The sequence below is a fragment of the Superficieibacter sp. 1612_C1 genome, assembly GCF_015234305.1.
In the GTDB taxonomy this organism is placed as follows: domain Bacteria; phylum Pseudomonadota; class Gammaproteobacteria; order Enterobacterales; family Enterobacteriaceae; genus Superficieibacter.
In genome coordinates this window covers 233,335-251,450 of record NZ_JADGMI010000002.1, presented here as the reverse complement: position 1 = coordinate 251,450, position 18,116 = coordinate 233,335, and the positions used below count along the sequence as shown (strand labels likewise).

General features: G+C 54.3%; 21 protein-coding genes and 1 pseudogene. 5 read left to right on the top strand and 17 right to left on the bottom strand.

Features of this window, described 5'->3' with window-relative positions; genetic code table 11:
- Positions 1–27: 27 nt before the first annotated feature.
- The 5 genes from INT84_RS07515 to INT84_RS07495 all read right to left on the bottom strand — a co-directional run bounded on the left by INT84_RS07515 (position 28) and on the right by INT84_RS07495 (position 4,079).
- The gene (locus tag INT84_RS07515; RefSeq protein WP_194206300.1) at positions 28–981 is read right to left on the bottom strand and encodes a transketolase family protein; all 954 of its coding nucleotides are present in this window, start codon (positions 979–981) and stop codon (positions 28–30) included.
- The gene (locus INT84_RS07510) at positions 974–1,807 is read right to left on the bottom strand and encodes a transketolase (protein WP_176920331.1); all 834 of its coding nucleotides are present in this window, start codon (positions 1,805–1,807) and stop codon (positions 974–976) included. The genes INT84_RS07515 and INT84_RS07510 overlap by 8 nt, the downstream gene beginning before the upstream one ends.
- The gene (locus INT84_RS07505) at positions 1,804–3,195 is read right to left on the bottom strand and encodes a PTS ascorbate transporter subunit IIC (protein WP_194206299.1); all 1,392 of its coding nucleotides are present in this window, start codon (positions 3,193–3,195) and stop codon (positions 1,804–1,806) included. Before INT84_RS07505 ends, INT84_RS07510 begins: the two co-directional genes overlap by 4 nt.
- A gap of 22 nt (positions 3,196–3,217) precedes the next feature.
- Positions 3,218–3,490 (bottom strand): PTS sugar transporter subunit IIB, encoded by a 273-nt coding sequence (locus INT84_RS07500; protein WP_103674391.1) that lies wholly within the window; start codon positions 3,488–3,490, stop codon positions 3,218–3,220.
- A gap of 145 nt (positions 3,491–3,635) precedes the next feature.
- Complete coding sequence (locus INT84_RS07495; RefSeq protein ID WP_194206298.1) at positions 3,636–4,079, bottom strand: PTS sugar transporter subunit IIA; 444 nt, start codon at positions 4,077–4,079, stop codon at positions 3,636–3,638.
- Between the two features lie 248 nt (positions 4,080–4,327).
- Between INT84_RS07495 and INT84_RS07490 the strand changes: the two genes are divergently transcribed.
- Positions 4,328–5,347, top strand: a complete 1,020-nt coding sequence (locus INT84_RS07490; RefSeq protein ID WP_194206297.1) for a LacI family DNA-binding transcriptional regulator — start codon at positions 4,328–4,330, stop codon at positions 5,345–5,347.
- Positions 5,348–5,349: 2 nt separating this feature from the next.
- Here the strand turns inward: INT84_RS07490 and yfcD are convergent, their stop codons facing one another.
- Together yfcD and yfcE are read right to left on the bottom strand one after the other, a co-directional pair.
- The gene (yfcD, locus tag INT84_RS07485; protein WP_194206296.1) at positions 5,350–5,895 is read right to left on the bottom strand and encodes an NUDIX hydrolase YfcD; all 546 of its coding nucleotides are present in this window, start codon (positions 5,893–5,895) and stop codon (positions 5,350–5,352) included.
- Positions 5,896–5,950: 55 nt separating this feature from the next.
- On the bottom strand, positions 5,951–6,502 hold the full coding sequence (yfcE, locus tag INT84_RS07480; protein WP_176920326.1) for a phosphodiesterase: 552 nt from the start codon (positions 6,500–6,502) through the stop codon (positions 5,951–5,953).
- A gap of 129 nt (positions 6,503–6,631) precedes the next feature.
- Here yfcE and yfcG point away from each other — a divergent pair, with 129 nt between their 5' ends.
- The 4 genes and pseudogenes from yfcG to INT84_RS07460 all read left to right on the top strand — a co-directional run bounded on the left by yfcG (position 6,632) and on the right by INT84_RS07460 (position 8,841).
- The gene (yfcG, locus tag INT84_RS07475; RefSeq protein ID WP_194206295.1) at positions 6,632–7,261 is read left to right on the top strand and encodes a GSH-dependent disulfide bond oxidoreductase; all 630 of its coding nucleotides are present in this window, start codon (positions 6,632–6,634) and stop codon (positions 7,259–7,261) included.
- A pseudogene (gene folX / locus INT84_RS07470) lies at positions 7,260–7,328 on the top strand (dihydroneopterin triphosphate 2'-epimerase); the annotation flags it as partial. The gene yfcG and the pseudogene folX, both read left to right, overlap by 2 nt.
- A gap of 19 nt (positions 7,329–7,347) precedes the next feature.
- Positions 7,348–8,241 carry a TIGR01777 family oxidoreductase gene (locus INT84_RS07465; protein ID WP_194206294.1) on the top strand — a complete coding sequence of 298 codons (894 nt, stop codon included), beginning with the start codon at positions 7,348–7,350 and terminating at the stop codon, positions 8,239–8,241.
- Positions 8,242–8,319: 78 nt separating this feature from the next.
- The gene (locus INT84_RS07460; RefSeq protein WP_194206293.1) at positions 8,320–8,841 is read left to right on the top strand and encodes a GNAT family N-acetyltransferase; all 522 of its coding nucleotides are present in this window, start codon (positions 8,320–8,322) and stop codon (positions 8,839–8,841) included.
- Between the two features lie 81 nt (positions 8,842–8,922).
- Here the strand turns inward: INT84_RS07460 and hisP are convergent, their stop codons facing one another.
- The 10 genes from hisP to folC form a co-directional block, all read right to left on the bottom strand.
- Positions 8,923–9,696 (bottom strand): histidine ABC transporter ATP-binding protein HisP, encoded by a 774-nt coding sequence (gene hisP / locus INT84_RS07455; protein ID WP_176920322.1) that lies wholly within the window; start codon positions 9,694–9,696, stop codon positions 8,923–8,925.
- A 7-nt stretch (positions 9,697–9,703) separates the two neighbouring features.
- Entirely contained in the window at positions 9,704–10,420 is a 717-nt protein-coding gene (locus tag INT84_RS07450; protein ID WP_194206292.1) for an ABC transporter permease, read from the bottom strand.
- Complete coding sequence (locus INT84_RS07445; protein ID WP_176920320.1) at positions 10,417–11,103, bottom strand: histidine ABC transporter permease HisQ; 687 nt, start codon at positions 11,101–11,103, stop codon at positions 10,417–10,419. Before INT84_RS07445 ends, INT84_RS07450 begins: the two co-directional genes overlap by 4 nt.
- Before the next feature lie 57 nt (positions 11,104–11,160).
- Positions 11,161–11,943: a histidine ABC transporter substrate-binding protein HisJ gene (gene hisJ / locus INT84_RS07440; RefSeq protein WP_194206291.1), complete on the bottom strand. Its 783-nt coding sequence runs from the start codon at positions 11,941–11,943 to the stop codon at positions 11,161–11,163.
- Positions 11,944–12,194: 251 nt separating this feature from the next.
- Positions 12,195–12,977 (bottom strand): lysine/arginine/ornithine ABC transporter substrate-binding protein ArgT, encoded by a 783-nt coding sequence (gene argT, locus INT84_RS07435; RefSeq protein ID WP_176920318.1) that lies wholly within the window; start codon positions 12,975–12,977, stop codon positions 12,195–12,197.
- 242 nt (positions 12,978–13,219) lie between these two features.
- Positions 13,220–13,807: a UbiX family flavin prenyltransferase gene (locus INT84_RS07430; RefSeq protein ID WP_194206290.1), complete on the bottom strand. Its 588-nt coding sequence runs from the start codon at positions 13,805–13,807 to the stop codon at positions 13,220–13,222.
- Between the two features lie 95 nt (positions 13,808–13,902).
- Complete coding sequence (purF, locus tag INT84_RS07425) at positions 13,903–15,420, bottom strand: amidophosphoribosyltransferase (protein WP_176920316.1); 1,518 nt, start codon at positions 15,418–15,420, stop codon at positions 13,903–13,905.
- A gap of 33 nt (positions 15,421–15,453) precedes the next feature.
- Complete coding sequence (cvpA, locus tag INT84_RS07420; protein WP_176920315.1) at positions 15,454–15,942, bottom strand: colicin V production protein; 489 nt, start codon at positions 15,940–15,942, stop codon at positions 15,454–15,456.
- Positions 15,943–16,106: 164 nt separating this feature from the next.
- Entirely contained in the window at positions 16,107–16,796 is a 690-nt protein-coding gene (gene dedD / locus INT84_RS07415) for a cell division protein DedD (protein WP_194206289.1), read from the bottom strand.
- Positions 16,786–18,054, bottom strand: coding sequence for a bifunctional tetrahydrofolate synthase/dihydrofolate synthase (gene folC, locus INT84_RS07410; protein ID WP_194206288.1), 1,269 nt, complete (start codon positions 18,052–18,054; stop codon positions 16,786–16,788). Before folC ends, dedD begins: the two co-directional genes overlap by 11 nt.
- Positions 18,055–18,116 lie beyond the last annotated feature (62 nt).

Genomic DNA, 18,116 nt, shown 5'->3' with positions numbered 1-18,116 from the left:
CGGGCGGCCTGCCCGGCGATGCTGATATTACAGGAGTTCTCTCGCCGCCTTCACGATATGCTCTGCCGTAAGCTCATATTCCTGCTGTAAAAAGTCCTGCGTTCCCACCTGTCCATAGCGCTCTTTAACGCCGACGCGACGCATCGGAACCGGGCTGTTTTCCACCAGCACTTCTGCCACCGCTGAGCCGAGGCCATTATGAATACTGTGATTCTCACAGGTCACGATGCGACCGGTTTTCTCGGCGTAATTTTTCACCAGCATGCGGTCAATCGGTTTGAGGGTGAACATATCAATAACCGCAGCGCTCACGCCCTCCACCTCCAGTATCTGCGCAGCCTTCAGCGCTTCGGTAACCATAATGCCGTTGGCGATGAGCGTAATGTCATTGCCTTCACGCAGCACGTTGCCTTTGCCAATCGTAAAGACCGATCCTTCGGCGTAAATTTTCGCTGCCTGCTTACGGATGGTGCGTACCCAATAAAAACCATCAAGCGCTATAAGCTGGTGAAGGATGTTGTCAAACATCACCGCATCGGTCACTTCCAGCACGATGGAGTTTGCCAGCCCGCGCACAATGCCCATATCTTCAAACGACATATGTGTACCGCCGTTATGACAGGCGGTCACACCAGAGTCAGAGGCGATAACTTTAACGTTATTACGCTGATAATCGAGCGACATAAAGAGCTGGTCGAAACAGCGGCGACTGGCAAACGCGGTGAAAGTATGCACAAAAGGTTTGCGTCCGGTCAGCGCCAGACCAGCCGCGGTGCCAATCACATTCGCTTCCATAATCCCGCAATTAATCACCTGCTGCGGATATTTTTTATGCACGCCGTCCATCGCCATGGAACTCATCAAATCCGCTTCAAGGGCGATGATCTCGCTACCCGCCTCAATCTGCTCGCTGACAAAGCCTGCGTAGACCTTACGCATTTCAATACTGTCTTTTTCCCCGATGGGTGCAACCTTAATCATGCGCGGCCTCCAGTTGTTCAATGGTGCGGGTAATTTCCTGCGTCATCTCGTCCGTCAGGCGCAGATGGTGGGAATTGCCTAACTGTTCCAGATACGGCACCCCCTGCCCTTTAATACTGTCAAGGATCACCACGCGCGGGCGATCTGTTGCCTGCGGGCGCGGTTTTACCACTTCCAGCAAACCGGCAATATCGTCGCCTTTCACCTTGCAGACGTCGTAGCCGAAGGCGCGGAACTTCTCTTCAAGATCAAAAGCACAGATGATTTCATCCAGCTCACCATCGAGCTGCTGCTTATTCCAGTCGATAAAAATGGTCAGATTATTCAGGCAGTGATGTGAGATAAACTGAAACGCCTCCCAGCATTGTCCTTCATTTAACTCACCATCCCCCACGATGCAGAAAACGCGGTTATCGCGCCCGGCAAGCTTATGCGACAGCGCCATCCCGCCAGCGATGGAAATGCCCTGTCCCAGTGAACCGGTGGTGGCATCCACGCCGCGGGTTTTGAGGCGGTCAGGGTGGCTCGGCAGCCGGGTGCCATTTTGATTAAGCGTCTGTAGTTCTTCGACCGGAAAATAGCCTTTGATTGCCAGCGTGCTATATAGCGCTGGCCCGGCATGCCCTTTCGACAGAACAAAGTAGTCACGTTGCGGCCAGTCAGGATCGGCCGGATCGATATTCATTACGTCGCCGTACAGCACCGCCAGCGTTTCGACCACCGACATGCTGCCGCCGTAATGACCAAATCCCAGCGTCGTTAACGATTTCAGCGTAGCGAGGCGGATATCGCGCGCCAGTTTTGTCAGCTCTTTGATATTACTCATAACTTTTCTCCGGTATTGGTGTGCCCAGGATTACCGGCGGAACGGTTTTTCGCCAGAATGTTATAGATAACCAGCACGGCGAATAGCGCCACGACGACGCCCGTAATCGCCAGCGGCGGCAGATAGCGCGCCAGGTTGCCCAGCACAATCCCTATTACGCCAAAGTCGGCGTCGGAAAAGGTGGTATTGGCAAAGCCCAGTGCGCCCAGTACAGGCAGCAGTAGTACCGGGAGGAAGGTAATCAGCAGGCCATTAGCAAACGCGCCCAACATCGCGCCACGTCTGCCTCCGGTAGCGTTACCAAAAACACCTGCCGTTGCGCCGGTAAAAAAGTGAGGGACTACGCCTGGCAGGATCAGCACCAGTTTCATCTGGCCGAGAAGGAACAATCCCACCAGTCCGCCCAGGAAGCTGAACAAAAAACCGATCAATACCGCATTCGGCGCATACGGGTAGACCACCGGGCAATCCAGCGCCGGGCGGGCATTAGGCACCAGCTTTTCCGAAAAGCCGGTAAATGCCGGTACGATTTCCGCAAGAATGAGACGCACGCCCTGAAGAATAATAAAGACGCCCGCTGCGAAGGTGATCGCCATGATAATGGCGTAGACCAGGTAGTTTTGTCCGCCGCTAAACTGGCTTTCTACATACTCGCGCCCGGCACAGACCGCCATAATCAAATAGATGATCATCATGGTTAGCGAAATAGAGATAGAACTGTCGCGCAGGAAGCTGAGGTTTTTCGGCAGGTTCATCTCTTCCGTAGAACGGGAGTTTTTACCGCAAACGCTGCCAATCCAGCCTGAAAGCACATAGCCCAGGGTGCCAAAATGACCGAAAGCAATATCATCATTGCCGGTAATACGTTTCATATAACGCTGTGCCAGCGCGGGGAAGAAGGCCATGACCAGCCCGAGGATCAACGAACCGGTGAATACCAGACCGATACCCTCAAACCCGGCAACCGTCAGGATCACGCCAATCATACAGGCCATATAAAAGGTGTGATGACCGGTTAAAAAAATGTATTTGAGACGCGTAAATCGGGCGACAATAATATTCGCCACCATCCCAAACGCCATAATAAGTGCGGTAGAGGCACCGTATTTTTCCAGCGCAATAGAGACTATCGCTTCATTATTTGGAATAATCCCCTGAATCGTGAACGCATGTTCAAACATTCCTCCCAGTGGATTAAGTGAACCGACTAACACGGTTGCCCCGCCACCCAGCACAATAAAACCGAGAATAGTTTTAACGGTGCCTTTTACAACGTCCGAAAACGATTTTTTCTGCGCAACCAGGCCAATTAAAGCAATAAGCCCTACCAGCACCGAGGGTACTTTCAATATATCAACGACAAAATTTAGCGTTTCAAGGATAAACATATCCACCTCGCTTTATAGTGAGTTACCGTTGGTCGAAGTAAGCACTGAGCTTCGCTTCCAGTTCATTGATGTCAATAATGTTATTGATGACCACGAGTTGACTGGCGGGCACGCTGGCGCTATCGGCTATGTCTTTGGCCATGACAAACAGATCCGCCGCACCGGGCGTCGCTGAAGATAAATCCGAGTGTTCAACTTCAGCGTCGATATTCAGCTTCTTGAGCACTTTTTTGATATTCATCTCGACCATAAAACTACTACCAAGTCCGGAACCACAAATCGCCATGATTTTCATTATTTCACCTTATTTTGAGTAGAGTACATGCGCATCATGTCTGGCAACATAATGGAATTATTGAGGCTGATAACAAACCGCCCGTGGAACACGGGGCGACCACCTGATTTGTCAATAACTGAGTTATTGTGTTATGACGCGAAATTCAGAATGCGTAAATAATGGCTTTTATCTCCTCTGGATGATTTGCCTTGTGTAATTTTTCCATTTCAGACTCGCTGGAAAATAATTCTGCCAGCGCGGCGATCATGTCAATATGGCTATGCTTATCCGGCGCTGCCAGCATAATAATCAGATCGACCGGATCAAATTCTCCGGCTTCAAATGAAACCCCCTGATGTAATTTCAGTAATGATAACCCCATGCCCCGCGCCCCCTCTTCGGGGCGTGCATGCGGCATGGCAAGCCCGGGTGCTAATACAAAGTAAGGACCGAGCGTTTGGTGCTGCTGAACGATCGCCGTGACGTAATCGGGCGTGATCACCTTCGCCTCAAGCAGCGGCTGCGCACAGATCTCCAGCGCCTGCGTCCAGTGATCGACGCGCTCAAGCGTATGTATGGTGCTATCCGTAAGCCATTTTTCGAGCATTACGCTTTCCTCACTTGCTGAAAAGGTGAACAAACTGTATGCGAGGAAATCACCGTTAGCTGTGATAACAGTCACAAAGATAGCGCTATCAAAAAGCCTTTATCAAAAGTGTGATAGCGCTATCAAATTACAATCATTGCCTGAAATCGCATCAAAGATGAGGTTATCAGGCGTATACTAACGATCTCAAACGCGCGCAAACAAAACGAAAAAGCGTATAAGTTCATTGAGGTTACGCAGGAAACAGAATGGCTATCACCCGAAAACGGCGAAATACCGGTAAGGTCACGCTGGCAGATGTTGCCCAGCTTGCGGGCGTAGGGACTATGACCGTATCGCGGGCGATCCGCACACCGGAGCAGGTTTCAGACAAACTACGTGAGAAGATTGAGGCGGCGGTTCATGAGCTTGGCTATATGCCAAACCTGGCCGCCAGCGCTCTGGCCTCTGCTTCGTCGTGGACTATCGCCATGGTAGTGCCGAATCTGGCGGAGTCCGGCTGCTCGGAAATGTTTGCTGGCTTACAGCAGGTGCTACAGCCTGCCGGATATCAGATCATGCTTGCGGAGTCTCAGCACCGCCTGGAGCAGGAGGAGAAACTGCTGGAGACCCTGCTGGCCTCCAATCTTGCCGCAGCCATTCTGTTAAGCGTTGAGCACAGCGAAACCGTGCGGCAATGGTTAAAAAACGCCACTATTCCGGTGATGGAAATTGGCGCGGTAAGTGCCGATCCTATTGATATGAATATTGGCATTGATAACGTGGCGGCAATGTTTGAACTTACGCAGACGCTGATTGAACGCGGCTACCAGAACATTGGTCTGCTGTGCGCTAATCAGGAACAGTGGATCTTTCAGCAGCACCTTCAGGGTTGGTATAAAGCGATGCTGCGCCACCATATGTCACCGAACCGGGTGATTAATGCGGCGGCCCCGCCGACGTTCTCAACCGGCGCGGCCCAGTTACCGGAGTTTATTCTTGCCTGGCCGGAGCTGGATGCGCTGGTGTGTGTATCAGACGAACTGGCCTGCGGCGCGCTGTACGAATGCCAGCGCAGACGAATAAAAGTGCCGGACGATCTGGCGATTGTAGGCTTTGGTGATAGCGACGTTAGCCGGGTCTGCCAGCCGCCGTTGACGACGATCTCCGTGCCGCACCGACAGATTGGGGTTGAAGCAGGACGCGCACTGCTGGCGCGCCTGAATGATGAAACGTGGAAAAGCAAAGCACCGATTGCTTCGAAGCTTTGCCTGCGTGATAGCTGTTAACCTTACTCCGCGACTTCCAGTTTCGATGCCTCATTATTGGCGTTGCGCGTCATCCACAGCGCCAGCGCTTTTAATGAATCCGGAGTGAATTCATCACAGCGGGCGGTAATTTCCGCCGGCTCCATCCAGCTCACTTCGCTGACTTCCTCTTCCTGTAACGCAAAAGGACCGTGTGAGACACAGCTAAACAGGCCACCCCAGACGCGGCAGTGTTTGTCTTCGAAGTAGAACTGACCATGCTCGGCAAACGGCACGCCGGCAATGCCCAGCTCTTCTTCTGCTTCCCGACGCGCGGATTCCAGCATGCCTTCATCGGCCTGCACCACGCCGCCTGCGGTGGCATCCAGCATACCGGGCATAAAGTCTTTGTTTTCGGTGCGGCGCTGCACCAGAATTTTGCCCATTCCATCGTGGACGACAATATAGGTCGCACGATGACGCAGGCACTGCGCGCGCATTTGCGAGCGAGTTGCCTGTGCCACGACTTCATTGTCCTCGTTGACAATGTCCACCCACTCCATACCTGCCAAATGCGTCTGCTCCACCATCAGAAAACCTTCTCTTACAAGCGCTCTAAAGGCGCGTTTATGGTTGACGGGTAAATTACGGATTAATCGCTATTTCTGCAATAACCCGTTGATCATTGAGTGCGATAACACGCAAAACATTGTTATCAAGCATGCCATAACTGGCGTCATTGCCGCCCTTGGGAATACTCACCGAGCCCGGATTAAAATGGTAGATGCGGTCACGTTTTTCTGCCACTGGCAGATGCGTATGGCCGTAAATCAGGATATCTCCTGGTGATAACGCTGGCAGGTTGTCAGCCCCAAACAGATGCCCGTGGGTCAGAAAAAGCCGCTGGTCGGCGATTAAAACCTGCTGCCACGGGGCCATTATCGGAAACGTCAGCAGCATCTGGTCAACTTCGCTGTCACAATTGCCGCGCACGGCAATAATACGTTCCGCCTGCTCATTAAGCCGCTTTGCCACCTCAGCGGGCGCGTACCCTTCCGGCAGCGCGTTGCGCGGACCGTGGTTAAGCACGTCTCCCAGAATGACCAGCCAGCGCGCATCGCTCTGCGCGAAAAGCGCCAGCACGCGCTCCGTCGCTGGTAACGAACCATGAATATCCGAGGCAAACATCAGTTTCATCGCGGTTATCTCCTCTTACATTGATTACCCGATAGTACGGGATTTTACAATTTCCCGCCTTGATGAAAACCCGCCTGACCGCAACCGCCTATACTTTCTCATAACCTGAACAAACCTGAGCATAAAATAATGATTGATCTCTACTATGCCCCGACCCCTAATGGCCATAAGATCACGCTCTTTCTTGAAGAGGCTGGGATCGACTACCAGTTGATTCGGGTCAATATCAGTAAAGGCGATCAGTTTCGCCCCGATTTCCTCGCTATTTCGCCGAATAACAAAATTCCGGCCATTGTTGACCATGCTCCTGCCGACGGCGGTGATCCGTTGAGCCTGTTTGAATCCGGGGAAATTCTGTTGTATCTGGCGGAAAAATCGGGCCAGTTCCTCAGCGGTGAGTTGCGCGAACGTCATACCACGCTTCAGTGGCTATTCTGGCAGGTTGGCGGGCTGGGGCCGATGCTTGGACAGAATCATCATTTTAACCATTTTGCGCCACAGCCGGTGCCGTATGCCATTGAGCGCTATCAGGTCGAAACGCAGCGTCTTTATAACGTGCTTAACAAACGGCTGGGGCATTCGCCGTGGCTTGGCGGTGAACACTACAGCATCGCCGACATGGCCTGCTGGCCGTGGGTGCACTCCGCTCAGCGTCAGCGAATTGATTTGAATAATTACCCGGCGGTGAATAACTGGTACCAGCGCATTCTTCATCGTCCGGCGACGGAAAAAGCGCTCCAGTTGGCACAGCCCGTGTAGGATCGATAAACTTCATGCGCTGCGCTATGCCGACGCCGTATCAATGACCCTGAGCTGGCAGCGTTAAGCGCTACTGTGGAGGTTGCATGAATATTCTGATTACCGGCGGCACCGGTCTGGTAGGCCGCCACCTTATTCCGCGCTTACTGGAACTGAAGCATAAGGTTACCGTGGTCACGCGAAATCCGGAAAAGGCGCGGCAGAGATTCAGCGATCGGGTAACGTACTGGAAAGGTCTGGCAGGCCAGACGCATCTCAATGAGATCGATGCGGTGATTAACCTGGCGGGAGAACCGATTGCCGATAAACGCTGGACCGAGGCGCAGAAGCAGCGGCTGTGTACTAGCCGCTGGAATATGACTCAGCAGTTGGTTGATTTGATCAACGCCAGCGACACGCCGCCAGAGGTGTTTATTTCCGGGTCGGCGATTGGCTACTACGGCGATTTGGGCGAGGTCGTCGTAAATGAAGAAGAACCGCCGCATAACGAGTTTACCCATAAACTGTGTGCCCGCTGGGAGCAAATTGCCTGCGGCGCGCAAAGCGATAAAACCCGCATCTGCCTGCTGCGAACCGGCGCGGTGCTGGCTCGTCATGGCGGTATGCTGGCGAAATTGCTGCCAATTTTTCGTCTCGGCGTAGGCGGGCCGATTGGGGATGGCCGTCAATATCTGGCGTGGATCCATATTGATGATATGGTCAACGCTATTCTCTGGCTGCTGGATAACGACCTGCGCGGCCCGTTCAATATGGTCTCTCCCTACCCGGTACGCAACGAGCAGTTCGCTCACGCCCTCGGCCATGCGCTACATCGTCCGGCCATCCTGCGTGCGCCTGCCACGGTGGTGAGGCTGATGATGGGCGAGTCTTCAGTGCTGGTGTTAGGTGGCCAGCGCGCGCTGCCGAAGCGGCTTGAGGCCGCCGGTTTTGCCTTCCGCTGGCACGACCTGGAGGAAGCACTACAGGATTTGGTAGGGTAGCCACGCTGATTCAGGGATGATTTTATTCGCAGACCGGTGATATGGTTACTCGCCTGTTTCACCGGACTGATGATATTCATGCTCACGCTGCTGACTCCCCGCTTTACGCTTTCATCCTTTCAGGAATCTGACTGGCCCTTTTTTCGCGCTTTGCGCCAGAATAACGACGTGATGCGCTATATGGCAGGCATTGCGTCAGAAGAAGATACCCGCCGCGTGTTTGAGCAACGGCTGCTGGAAAAAAATGCCTTTGTCATTCGTATGCACGGCGATGATACCGCGTTAGGCGATGTTGGCCTGCGTATCAGCAAACAGCATCCTGAAGAGGCGGATGTGGGCTATTCCGTTTTACCGGCGATGCAGGGGCGCGGTATCGCCAGCGAAGCGCTACGGGCGGTATGCGAATACGCGTTTTACCAGGCGAACGTGGAGGCGCTAAATGCGTGGGTACTGGCGGAAAATACCGGCTCGGTGCGAGTGCTGGAAAAGGCGCGCTTTAATCGGGTGCAGGTGCTGGAAAAGGCCTTTTTGCTTAAAGATGAATATTATGACGACTGGGCGTTTCGTCTGACGAAAGAAGACTTTTTGCAGGCGGGGTGATATTTCCCCTGAGGGAGAGGGGCGGAATTACACCCTCACCCTCTCCCTCAGGGAGAGGGTGAGGGTGAAAAACAACCACCGCTACTTCAGCGATCCCTTCAAAAACTGCTGCAAACGAGGACTCTGCGGGTTGCCAAACAACTGCTCCGGATCGCCCTGTTCCTCAATTTTGCCCTGATGGAGGAAAATGACGTGGGAGGAGACGTGGCGGGCAAAGCCCATCTCATGCGTCACTACCACCATGGTTTTCCCCTCTTCGGCCAGTTGCTGCATGATACGCAGCACCTCGCCCACCAGCTCCGGGTCAAGCGCAGAAGTCGGCTCATCAAACAGCAATACCTCCGGCTCCATCGCCAGCGCACGGGCGATGGAAACGCGCTGCTGCTGACCGCCCGACAAATGCACCGGGTACTTGCCCTGGGCCATCTCATCAATGCCCACTTTTGCCAGGTATTTCATCGCCCGTTCGCGCGAGGCCTGTTTACTCAGTCCTAATACCTGAATCGGCGCTTCCATCACGTTTTCCAGCACCGTCATGTGGCTCCACAGGTTAAAGTGCTGAAAAACCATAGTTAGCCGCGTGCGCAGCAGCCGAAGCTGATTTTTATCGGCGACCTTAAGCTGTCCGTCTTTATCGCGCACCAGGGTGATATTCTGCCCGCTGACGGTAATGGTGCCTTCACTCGGTTTTTCGAGAAAGTTAATGCAGCGCAAAAAGGTACTCTTGCCCGACCCTGAGGAGCCGATAATCGAAATCACATCCCCGGCGTTAGCCGTCAGCGAAACCCCTTTCAGCACCTCATGCTCGCCGTAGCGCTTGTGCAGATCGATAACGTTTAATTTGTTTTCAGACATCGTATTCTCAGTGCGTCGATGAAGGTTTCACGTGCTGTAACCAGCGTTTTTCCGCCTTGCGGAATAAACTAATCAGCACATAAGAAATCATTAAATACAGAACGGCCGCAATACCGAACGCGGTGAACGGTTGATAGGTCGCCGAGTTGATATCGCGGGCAATTTTCAGTAGATCCGGCACCGTGGCAGTAAATGCCAGCGCGGTTGAATGGAGCATTAAAATCACTTCGTTGCTGTACGCAGGCAGCGCAATGCGCAGTGCCGAAGGCAGAATAATGCTGCGATACATTTTGAAGGTCGAAAAACCATACGCGCGTGCCGCTTCAATTTCACCGTGCGGCACCGAGCGAATCGCGCCGGCAAAAATCTCGGTGGTGTAGGCGCAGGTATTGAGCGTCAGCGCCAGCACCGTACAGTTCAGGCCGCTACGAAAAAAAGCATTCAGTAACTCGGTGCCTTTTACCACTTCCAGCGTATACATGCCGGAATAGAACACCAGTAGCTGAACGTAAAGCGGCGTGCCGCGAAACACATAGGTGAATAGCCAGATAGGATAACGGATAAGTCTATTGCTGGAGACCCGACCAATAGCGAGGAACACGGCAAGGATACCGCCCATCACCACCGAGGAGATCAGCAGCCACAGCGTCACCGCTACGCCGGTCATCCGGTAGCCATCACTCCACAATAATGACTGCCAGTATTCCTGAATAATGTCGATCACAGGTCAGCCCTCTTCACACCCACGGAGTAGCGGCGTTCGAGCAGCAGCAGCACACCATTAGAAACCGTTGTAAATACCAGATAAATTAGCCCGCAGACGATAGCGAAATAGAACGGCTGCCAGGTACTTTTGCCCGCCAGCTGCGTCGCCTTCACCACATCTTCCAGCCCAAGTAACGAGACCAGCGCGGTTGCCTTGAGGATCACCTGCCAGTTATTGCCGATGCCCGGCAGCGCATAGCGCATCATCGCAGGAAATAAGATACGGCGAAAAACCTGACCGCCGGTAAAACCAAACGCCGTCGCCGCTTCAATATGCCCTTTCGGCACCGCCATAAACGCGCCGCGAAAGGTTTCGGTGAAGTAGGCACCATAGATAAAGCCGAGGGTAATAATGCCCGCCACCATCGGATCGATATCAAATTGCGCCAGGCCCAGCGCATCGGTGACGCTGTTAAGGGCAATTTGCAGACCGTAAAAGATCAGCAGCATCAGCACGAGATCCGGCACGCCACGGATCAGCGTGGTGTAGCCTTCAAAGAGAAGCGCCAGCGGGCGACTCCCGGAAAGCTTTGCCCCCGCGCCAATCAGGCCGATCAGCACCGACAGCACCACGGAACTTAAGGCCAGCTCCAGCGTGACTATCGCGCCCTGTAAAATTACCTGTGAAAACCCGTGCAGCATTCAGTCTTTCCTGTCCTGGTGCGGACCCGGCGTTTAGTAGCCGGGTCCGGGCGGAGATTAACCGCCGTAAACGTCAAAATCGAAGTACTTTTTCGCCAGTTTGTCGTACGTTCCGTCAGCGCGCATGTCGGCGAAGGCTTTATTCAGCGCCTCGCGCAGTTCGTTGTCCTCTTTACGCAGGCCCATACCGGTACCCACGCCAAACAGTTTTTCATCTTTGATCGACGGGCCACCGAACGCGTAATCCTGGCCGATCGGTTGCTTCAGGAAGCCTTCACTGGCTGCCACTTCGTCCTGAAACGCCGCATCAATGCGTCCGGCGGTCAGGTCAGCGTAGATATTGTCCTGGCCCTGATAGGAGACGATCTCAACGCCTTTCGGTGCCCAGTGAACGTTGCCATAGGTTTCCTGGGTGGTTCCCTGGAGTACGCCCACGCGTTTACCCTTAAGTTTGTCGAGGTCTGGCGTGATATCAGACCCTTTCTTCACCACCAGACGCGAGTCGGCGGCATACTGTTTGTCGGTAAAAGCGATCTCCTGCTGGCGTTTTTCGGTAATCGACAGCGAGGACATAATGACGTCGATTTTTTTCGCTTTCAGGGAGGGGATCAGCGCATCCAGCGGGCTTTCCATAAAGGTGCACTGGGTTTTGATCCGCGTGCACAGCTCTTTCGCCAGGTCGATATCAAAACCCACCAATTCACCCTGCGAATTTTTTGATTCAAAAGGGGCGTAGGTGGGATCGGTACCGATACGTAATTTTTGCGGAAGGGCGGCGAATGCGCCAGAGACACTGGACACCGCCAGAACCAGAGAAAGAGACAACACCAGCTTTTTCATAATTATCCTCGACAAACCGTCATTCTAATGGGATTTATGGCCAAAATAAGGTGCAGGTATCGTGCCACTATTCGGGGCGGCAAGGCAAAATATTCTGCACGCTTATCGCGTTTTTTTCGCATTAAAAATGCTTAACTATGCATTTATGCCCAACGGTGGTGCACGCTTCGCACCACCGCGATGCATAAATCCCATTAATACTCCGTGCTGGCGAGCCGGCACGGAGTATCATCGATTTCGTTGTTGCAGGCTTAGTCGCCGTAAACGTTAAAATCGAAATACTTTTTCGCCATTTTGTCGTAGGTGCCGTCTGCACGCAGCTCTTTCAGCGCCTTATCAAACGCGGCTTTCAGTTCGGTATCATCTTTGCGCAGGCCCACGCCCGTACCGTCACCAAAGAATTTTTTGTCTTTTACCGAGGCACCGGCAAAGGCAAACTCTTTCCCGGCGGGCTGTTTGAGGAATCCTTCGCTGGCGGCGACTTCATCCTGTAATGCGGCGTCGAGACGTCCTGCGGCGAGGTCAGAATAGATCAGATCCTGGTTGGCGTAGGCAATGACATCCACACCTTTGCTGCGCCAGTGATCGTTACCATAGGCTTCCTGAGTGGAGCCCTGAAGCACGCCAACGTGTTTGCCTTTCAGCGATTCCAGCGTCGGCTGGATCGGCGAGCCTTTGGCGGCAATCAGGCGAGAGTCGGCGGCGTAGAGCTTGTCAGAGAAGGCGATTTCCTGCTGGCGTTTTTCCGTAATGGAGAGAGAGGAGATAATCGCATCGATTTTTTTCGCTTTCAGCGACGGAATGAGCGCATCAAAATCGCTGCCGACCCAGGTACATTTGACCTGAATGCGTTTGCACATTTCGTTGCCCAGATCGATATCAAAACCAACAAACTGCCCTTTTGCATCTTTCGAGGAAAAAGGCGCATAGGTAGCATCAGTGCCAATCCGCACCGTTTGCGGTAGCGCGGCATAAACGCTGGCGGCGCTGCTTAAACCGATCAGTAAAGACAGAGCCAGGACCGACTTCTTCATACATTCCCCTCAATATGGTGATTTTATTATGTACTGTCTGTGTTGTGCTGCGGATAAGCCTTGCAGGTTTTGTGCCATCTCTGCGCCCGGAACGGGGGTACACGGATGTGTTAATAAAACGTTGCAAACTATCGTAAGGTGAAAGATAGCAGGTCCGGCGAGCGAACCGCAGCGGTAAAAGAAGGAAAATGTCGGGGATATGATCGCGGTTACAAAAATGCCCTGAAACAGGGCATCGGCTTTTAGTTGCTCCCGGTGGGTGCAGCGCCCATCCAGCGGGTGAAAAGGTCTTCCGGTAGTTCGATAGCGAACTGGTCGAGCACCCGGTTAACGGTCTGGTTGATCAGATCGTCAATGGTCTGCGGTCGGTGGTAAAACGCTGGCACCGGCGGCATGACCACTGCGCCCAGCTCCGCCGCCTGGGTCATCAGGCGCAGATGCCCCAGATGCAGCGGCGTTTCCCGCACGCACAGCACCAGCGGGCGGCGCTCTTTCAGTACCACGTCCGCCGCGCGGGTCAGCAGCCCGTCGGTATAGCTGTTAACAATCCCGGAGAGGGTTTTAATCGAGCACGGGAGGATCGCCATGCCCGCCGTTTTAAACGAACCGGAGGAGATACTGGCGGCGATATCGCGGGCATCGTGGACAACATCCGCCAGCGCCTGAACCTCGCGCAGGGAAAGATCCGTTTCCAGCGCCAGCGTCTGCCGGGCGGCCTGACTCATCACCAGATGGGTTTCGACCTCGGCGACGTCACGTAAAACCTGTAGCAGCCGCACGCCGTAAATCGCGCCGCTGGCCCCGGAAATGCCTACAATGAGTCTTCTCATGAAAAACGTCCTTTATTTATCATGCGCAGACTTTGCCGGATCCGGGCGGGAGTTGCAACAATACGCCCTGCTTCATGCAGGGCGCAGGCAGTATTTTACCCTTCGTTATGCATTTCCAGGTTTTCCACTTCGTTCTGACGCTGGACCGCTTTGGAATCGTCATTACGCAGGGAGTCCAGATAGTCGAGATATTGCTGATCGACATCTTTGGTCACATAAATGCCGTTAAAGACCGAGCATTCGAACTGCTGGATTTCCGGGTTTTCTGCACGTACCGCGTCGATTAGATCGTCGAGATCCTGGAAAATCAGTCCGTCCGCGCCGATGATCTGACGGATTTCATCCACTTCACGGCCGTGCGCGATCAGCTCGTTCGCACTCGGCATATCGATGCCGTAGACGTTCGGGAAGCGGATTTCCGGCGCGGCCGAGGCGAGATACACTTTCTTCGCACCGGCTTCGCGTGCCATTTCAATGATCTGCTCGGAAGTAGTACCGCGCACGATGGAATCATCCACCAGCAGCACGTTTTTATCGCGAAACTCGGCGCGGTTGGCGTTCAGCTTGCGACGCACTGATTTACGGCGCAGCTGCTGACCCGGCATGATAAAGGTGCGGCCCACGTAGCGGTTTTTCACGAAGCCCTGACGATACGGTTTGTCCAGAATACGGGCGATCTCCAGCGCGATATCGCAGGAGGTTTCCGGAATGGGGATCACCACATCGATATCCAGATCTTCCCACTCGCGGGCAATTTTTTCGCCGAGCTTCGTGCCCATATTGACGCGGGCGCTGTAGACGGAAATTTTGTCGATGAAGGAATCCGGACGCGCGAAGTAGACGTATTCAAACAGGCACGGATTGCTCACCGGATGGTCGGCGCACTGGCGGGTAAAGAGCTGCCCTTTTTCGGTGATATAGACCGCCTCGCCCGGCGCGACGTCGCGCAGGAATTCAAAGCCGAGGGTATCCAGCGCCACGCTTTCAGAGGCAACCATGTATTCGGTGCGGCCATCGCCGATTTCACGCTTGCCCAGCACCAACGGACGAATGCCGTTTGGATCGCGGAAGGCGACCATACCGTGACCGATGATCATCGCCACACAGGCGTAAGCGCCGCGGATCAGGCGGTTGGTGGCGGCAATGGCGGCAAAAATGTTGTCTGCTTCCAGCGGATAGTGGCGGAAGTTATCCAGCTCACTGGCAAATACGTTGAGCAGAACTTCAGAGTCAGAGGTGGTGTTAATGTGACGACGCTTCTCTTCGAACAGCTTTTTACGCAGTTCGTGCGCGTTAGTCAGATTGCCGTTGTGAGCAAGCGTAATACCATAGGGAGAGTTAACGTAGAAAGGCTGCGCTTCAGAGGCGCTGGAGCTGCCAGCAGTCGGGTAGCGAACGTGGCCGATACCCATATTGCCCTGCATACGCTGCATGTGACGTGCTTCGAACACATCGCTCACCAGACCATTAGCTTTACGCAAACGAAAGCCGTTATTCGCATCAATGGTGATGATGCCTGCGGCATCCTGCCCGCGGTGCTGAAGCACCGTTAACGCGTCATAAATAGACTGGTTGACCGGCATAACACCGGCGATACCGACAATACCGCACATACGTCTTTTCCTCGTTAAGCTACAACCCAAAGCTTATACTTTGGGCAAGAAACTTGACGAGCTTTGGAGGTATTCGAAAAACCATCTGATGACGGGGGAAAAATAAGGAATAAACTGCGAGTGCTGCCAGTCATCGCTCTTCGCCATCCCGGTGAACGTGTCGAGAAAGAACAAAATAGCGGCGATAATCAATACTCCACGCAGCGCGCCGAAGCAGATCCCCAATACCCTGTCTGTACCCGACAGCCCGGTCTTCTCCACCAGTTGACCTATCACGTAGTTCACGATGGCACCTACGATGAGCGTCGCAATAAACAGCGCCGCAATAGCAATCCCATTTCGAACCCGTTCATCTTCAAAGCCCGTAAACCAGACAGACAGTTCCGTGTAGTAATGGCTGGCAACATAAAAGGCGCAGCCCCATGTCACCAGCGATAATGCTTCACGAACAAAGCCGCGGATAAGGCTCACTAAGCAAGAAAAGCCCAGTACCGCGATAATGGCGTAATCAATCCAGACCATATATGTCCCACGATATTACGCCCTGTCGTCCAGTTGGGGCGCATTCTAACAGAAAAAGAAAACGTTTGCGTAGGGATTTCCCGTCCCTGATCAAATAAAAATGGCGCTGAAAAAACAATCAACGCCATCGCCATTTTGGGGTTCGGGGGGCAAAGCCCTCCGCCCTAGTTCACGCTGTAGTTCATCACCACGCCGTTCAAACCCGATAACTGATTCAGCTCACCCAGCGAGCCTTTAAGCTTATCTTTCGACGCGTCGGGCCCGACAAGGATGCGGGTGATTTTACCCTGTACCGGCGTCGAAGGCGATGTATAAACCCGATACCCCGCGCCGCGAAGTTTACTGACGATCTCGCTGACTTTGTCCGCGTTCTTCAATGCGCCCAGTTGCACCACATACGCTTTGCCGGTTGGCGCAGGTTTATCCTCTGTGACCGGCTTCGCAGGCGGCGTTTCGCTGGCCGCGGCCAGTTGTTCACTGGCTTTGTCACGCGACGGTTTTGGCTGCGGTTTGTCGGTCGGTTTCGGTTTTGGCGGATCGGGCTGGACCGGGATCTGGTCGATATCTGCACCGTTGTTCGCCGCCAGACGCGATGGGTCCAGCGTCGGTGCCGCAGCATCGCCCGCCCTCACCTCTTCTGCCGCGCCTTCTGGCGGCTGAGCAGGTAGCGCCTGCGTTGCGGCAGGCAGCATATCAGGTTCGTCGCGATCGCCCGCTTTCGGTACCAGCGGGATTGCGGCAAACTCATCCTGATAATGTTTTTTCTGGCCGTCGAGCAGGCCGGGCAGCACGATAACGCCCAGCGCGACCAGCACAATAGTGCCCACTAAACGGTTCTGAAACTTACTTGCCACCGGATCTCCCCGCCTCTATTTCTTCCATTACGTGCGCTACCGTGTGGAACGATCCACACACCAGCACGGTGTCTTCTGCCTGTGCATTCGCCATCGCGGCATGCCACGCCTTCCCTACTGTGGCATAGATTTCGCCGTCGGGTAAATGCGTCAGTAACTGCTCTGCCGATGCGCCACGCGGCCCCTCTAAAGGCGCACAATACCAGCTGTCCACAATATCCGTCAGGCAGGCCAGCGTTCCGGCGATATCTTTATCGTGCAGCATACCAATGACCGCCAGCACGCGCCCGGTTTTTGCTTGCGTTTTGAGACGCCCGGCTAAATATGCCGCCGCATGCGGATTATGCGCCACGTCGAGGATCACCTGCGGCGATTCGCTGATGATCTGAAAACGGCCCGGCAGGATCGCGCTGGCAATACCGTCGCGGATCGCCTGCTCGCTGACCTTAAGCTGACTGGCGCGCAGCGCCGCCAGCGCGGTGGCCGCATTCGGCTGCGGCACCTGCGGCAGAGGCAGCGCGTTGAGTTCGCCCTGCGCATCGACAAAGTGCCAGTCATGTTCGTTGACATCATAACGCCAGTCAACGCCGCGACGCAGCAGGCGCGCGTCTTTTTCTTGAGCGACAGCGGCAATCGACTGCGGCATATCCGGCTCACCAACGATAGCAGGTTTACCGGCGCGGAAAATGCCGGCCTTTTCCCGCCCGATGCTTTCACGGTCCGGGCCAAGCCAGTCGGTATGATCGAGCGCGATACTGGTCACCACCGACACATCCGCGTCCACCATATTGGTCGCGTCAAGCCGTCCACCCAGCCCCACTTCAAGGATCACCACATCAAGCTGCGCCTGTTTAAACAGCCACAGCGCTGACAGCGTGCCGTATTCAAAATAGGTGAGCGAGGTTTCACCACGCGCCGCTTCAATCGCCGCAAAAGAGGCCGTATGCGCCGCTTCCGGCAATTCAGCACCCTGCACGCGCACGCGCTCGGTATAGCGCACCAGATGCGGCGAGCTGTAGACACCAGTTTTATAACCCGCTGCCGTCAGAATCGCCTCCAGCGTGCGGCAGGTGGTGCCTTTACCATTGGTACCTGCCACGGTGAAGACGAAGGGTGCAGGCCGTAGCACATTCAGGCGAGCGGCAACCTCGCCGACGCGCGTCAGCCCTAAATCGATCGTCTTTGCGTGCAGATTTTCCAGATAAGAAAGCCACGTCGTCAGGGGCGACGTGGCGTCAGGGATGAGTTCTTTTTCCATGATGTCCGCAACGTTTAACGGGAAAGGAAAGCAAAAGGGCAGCGCCGTCTGGCCCTGCCCTT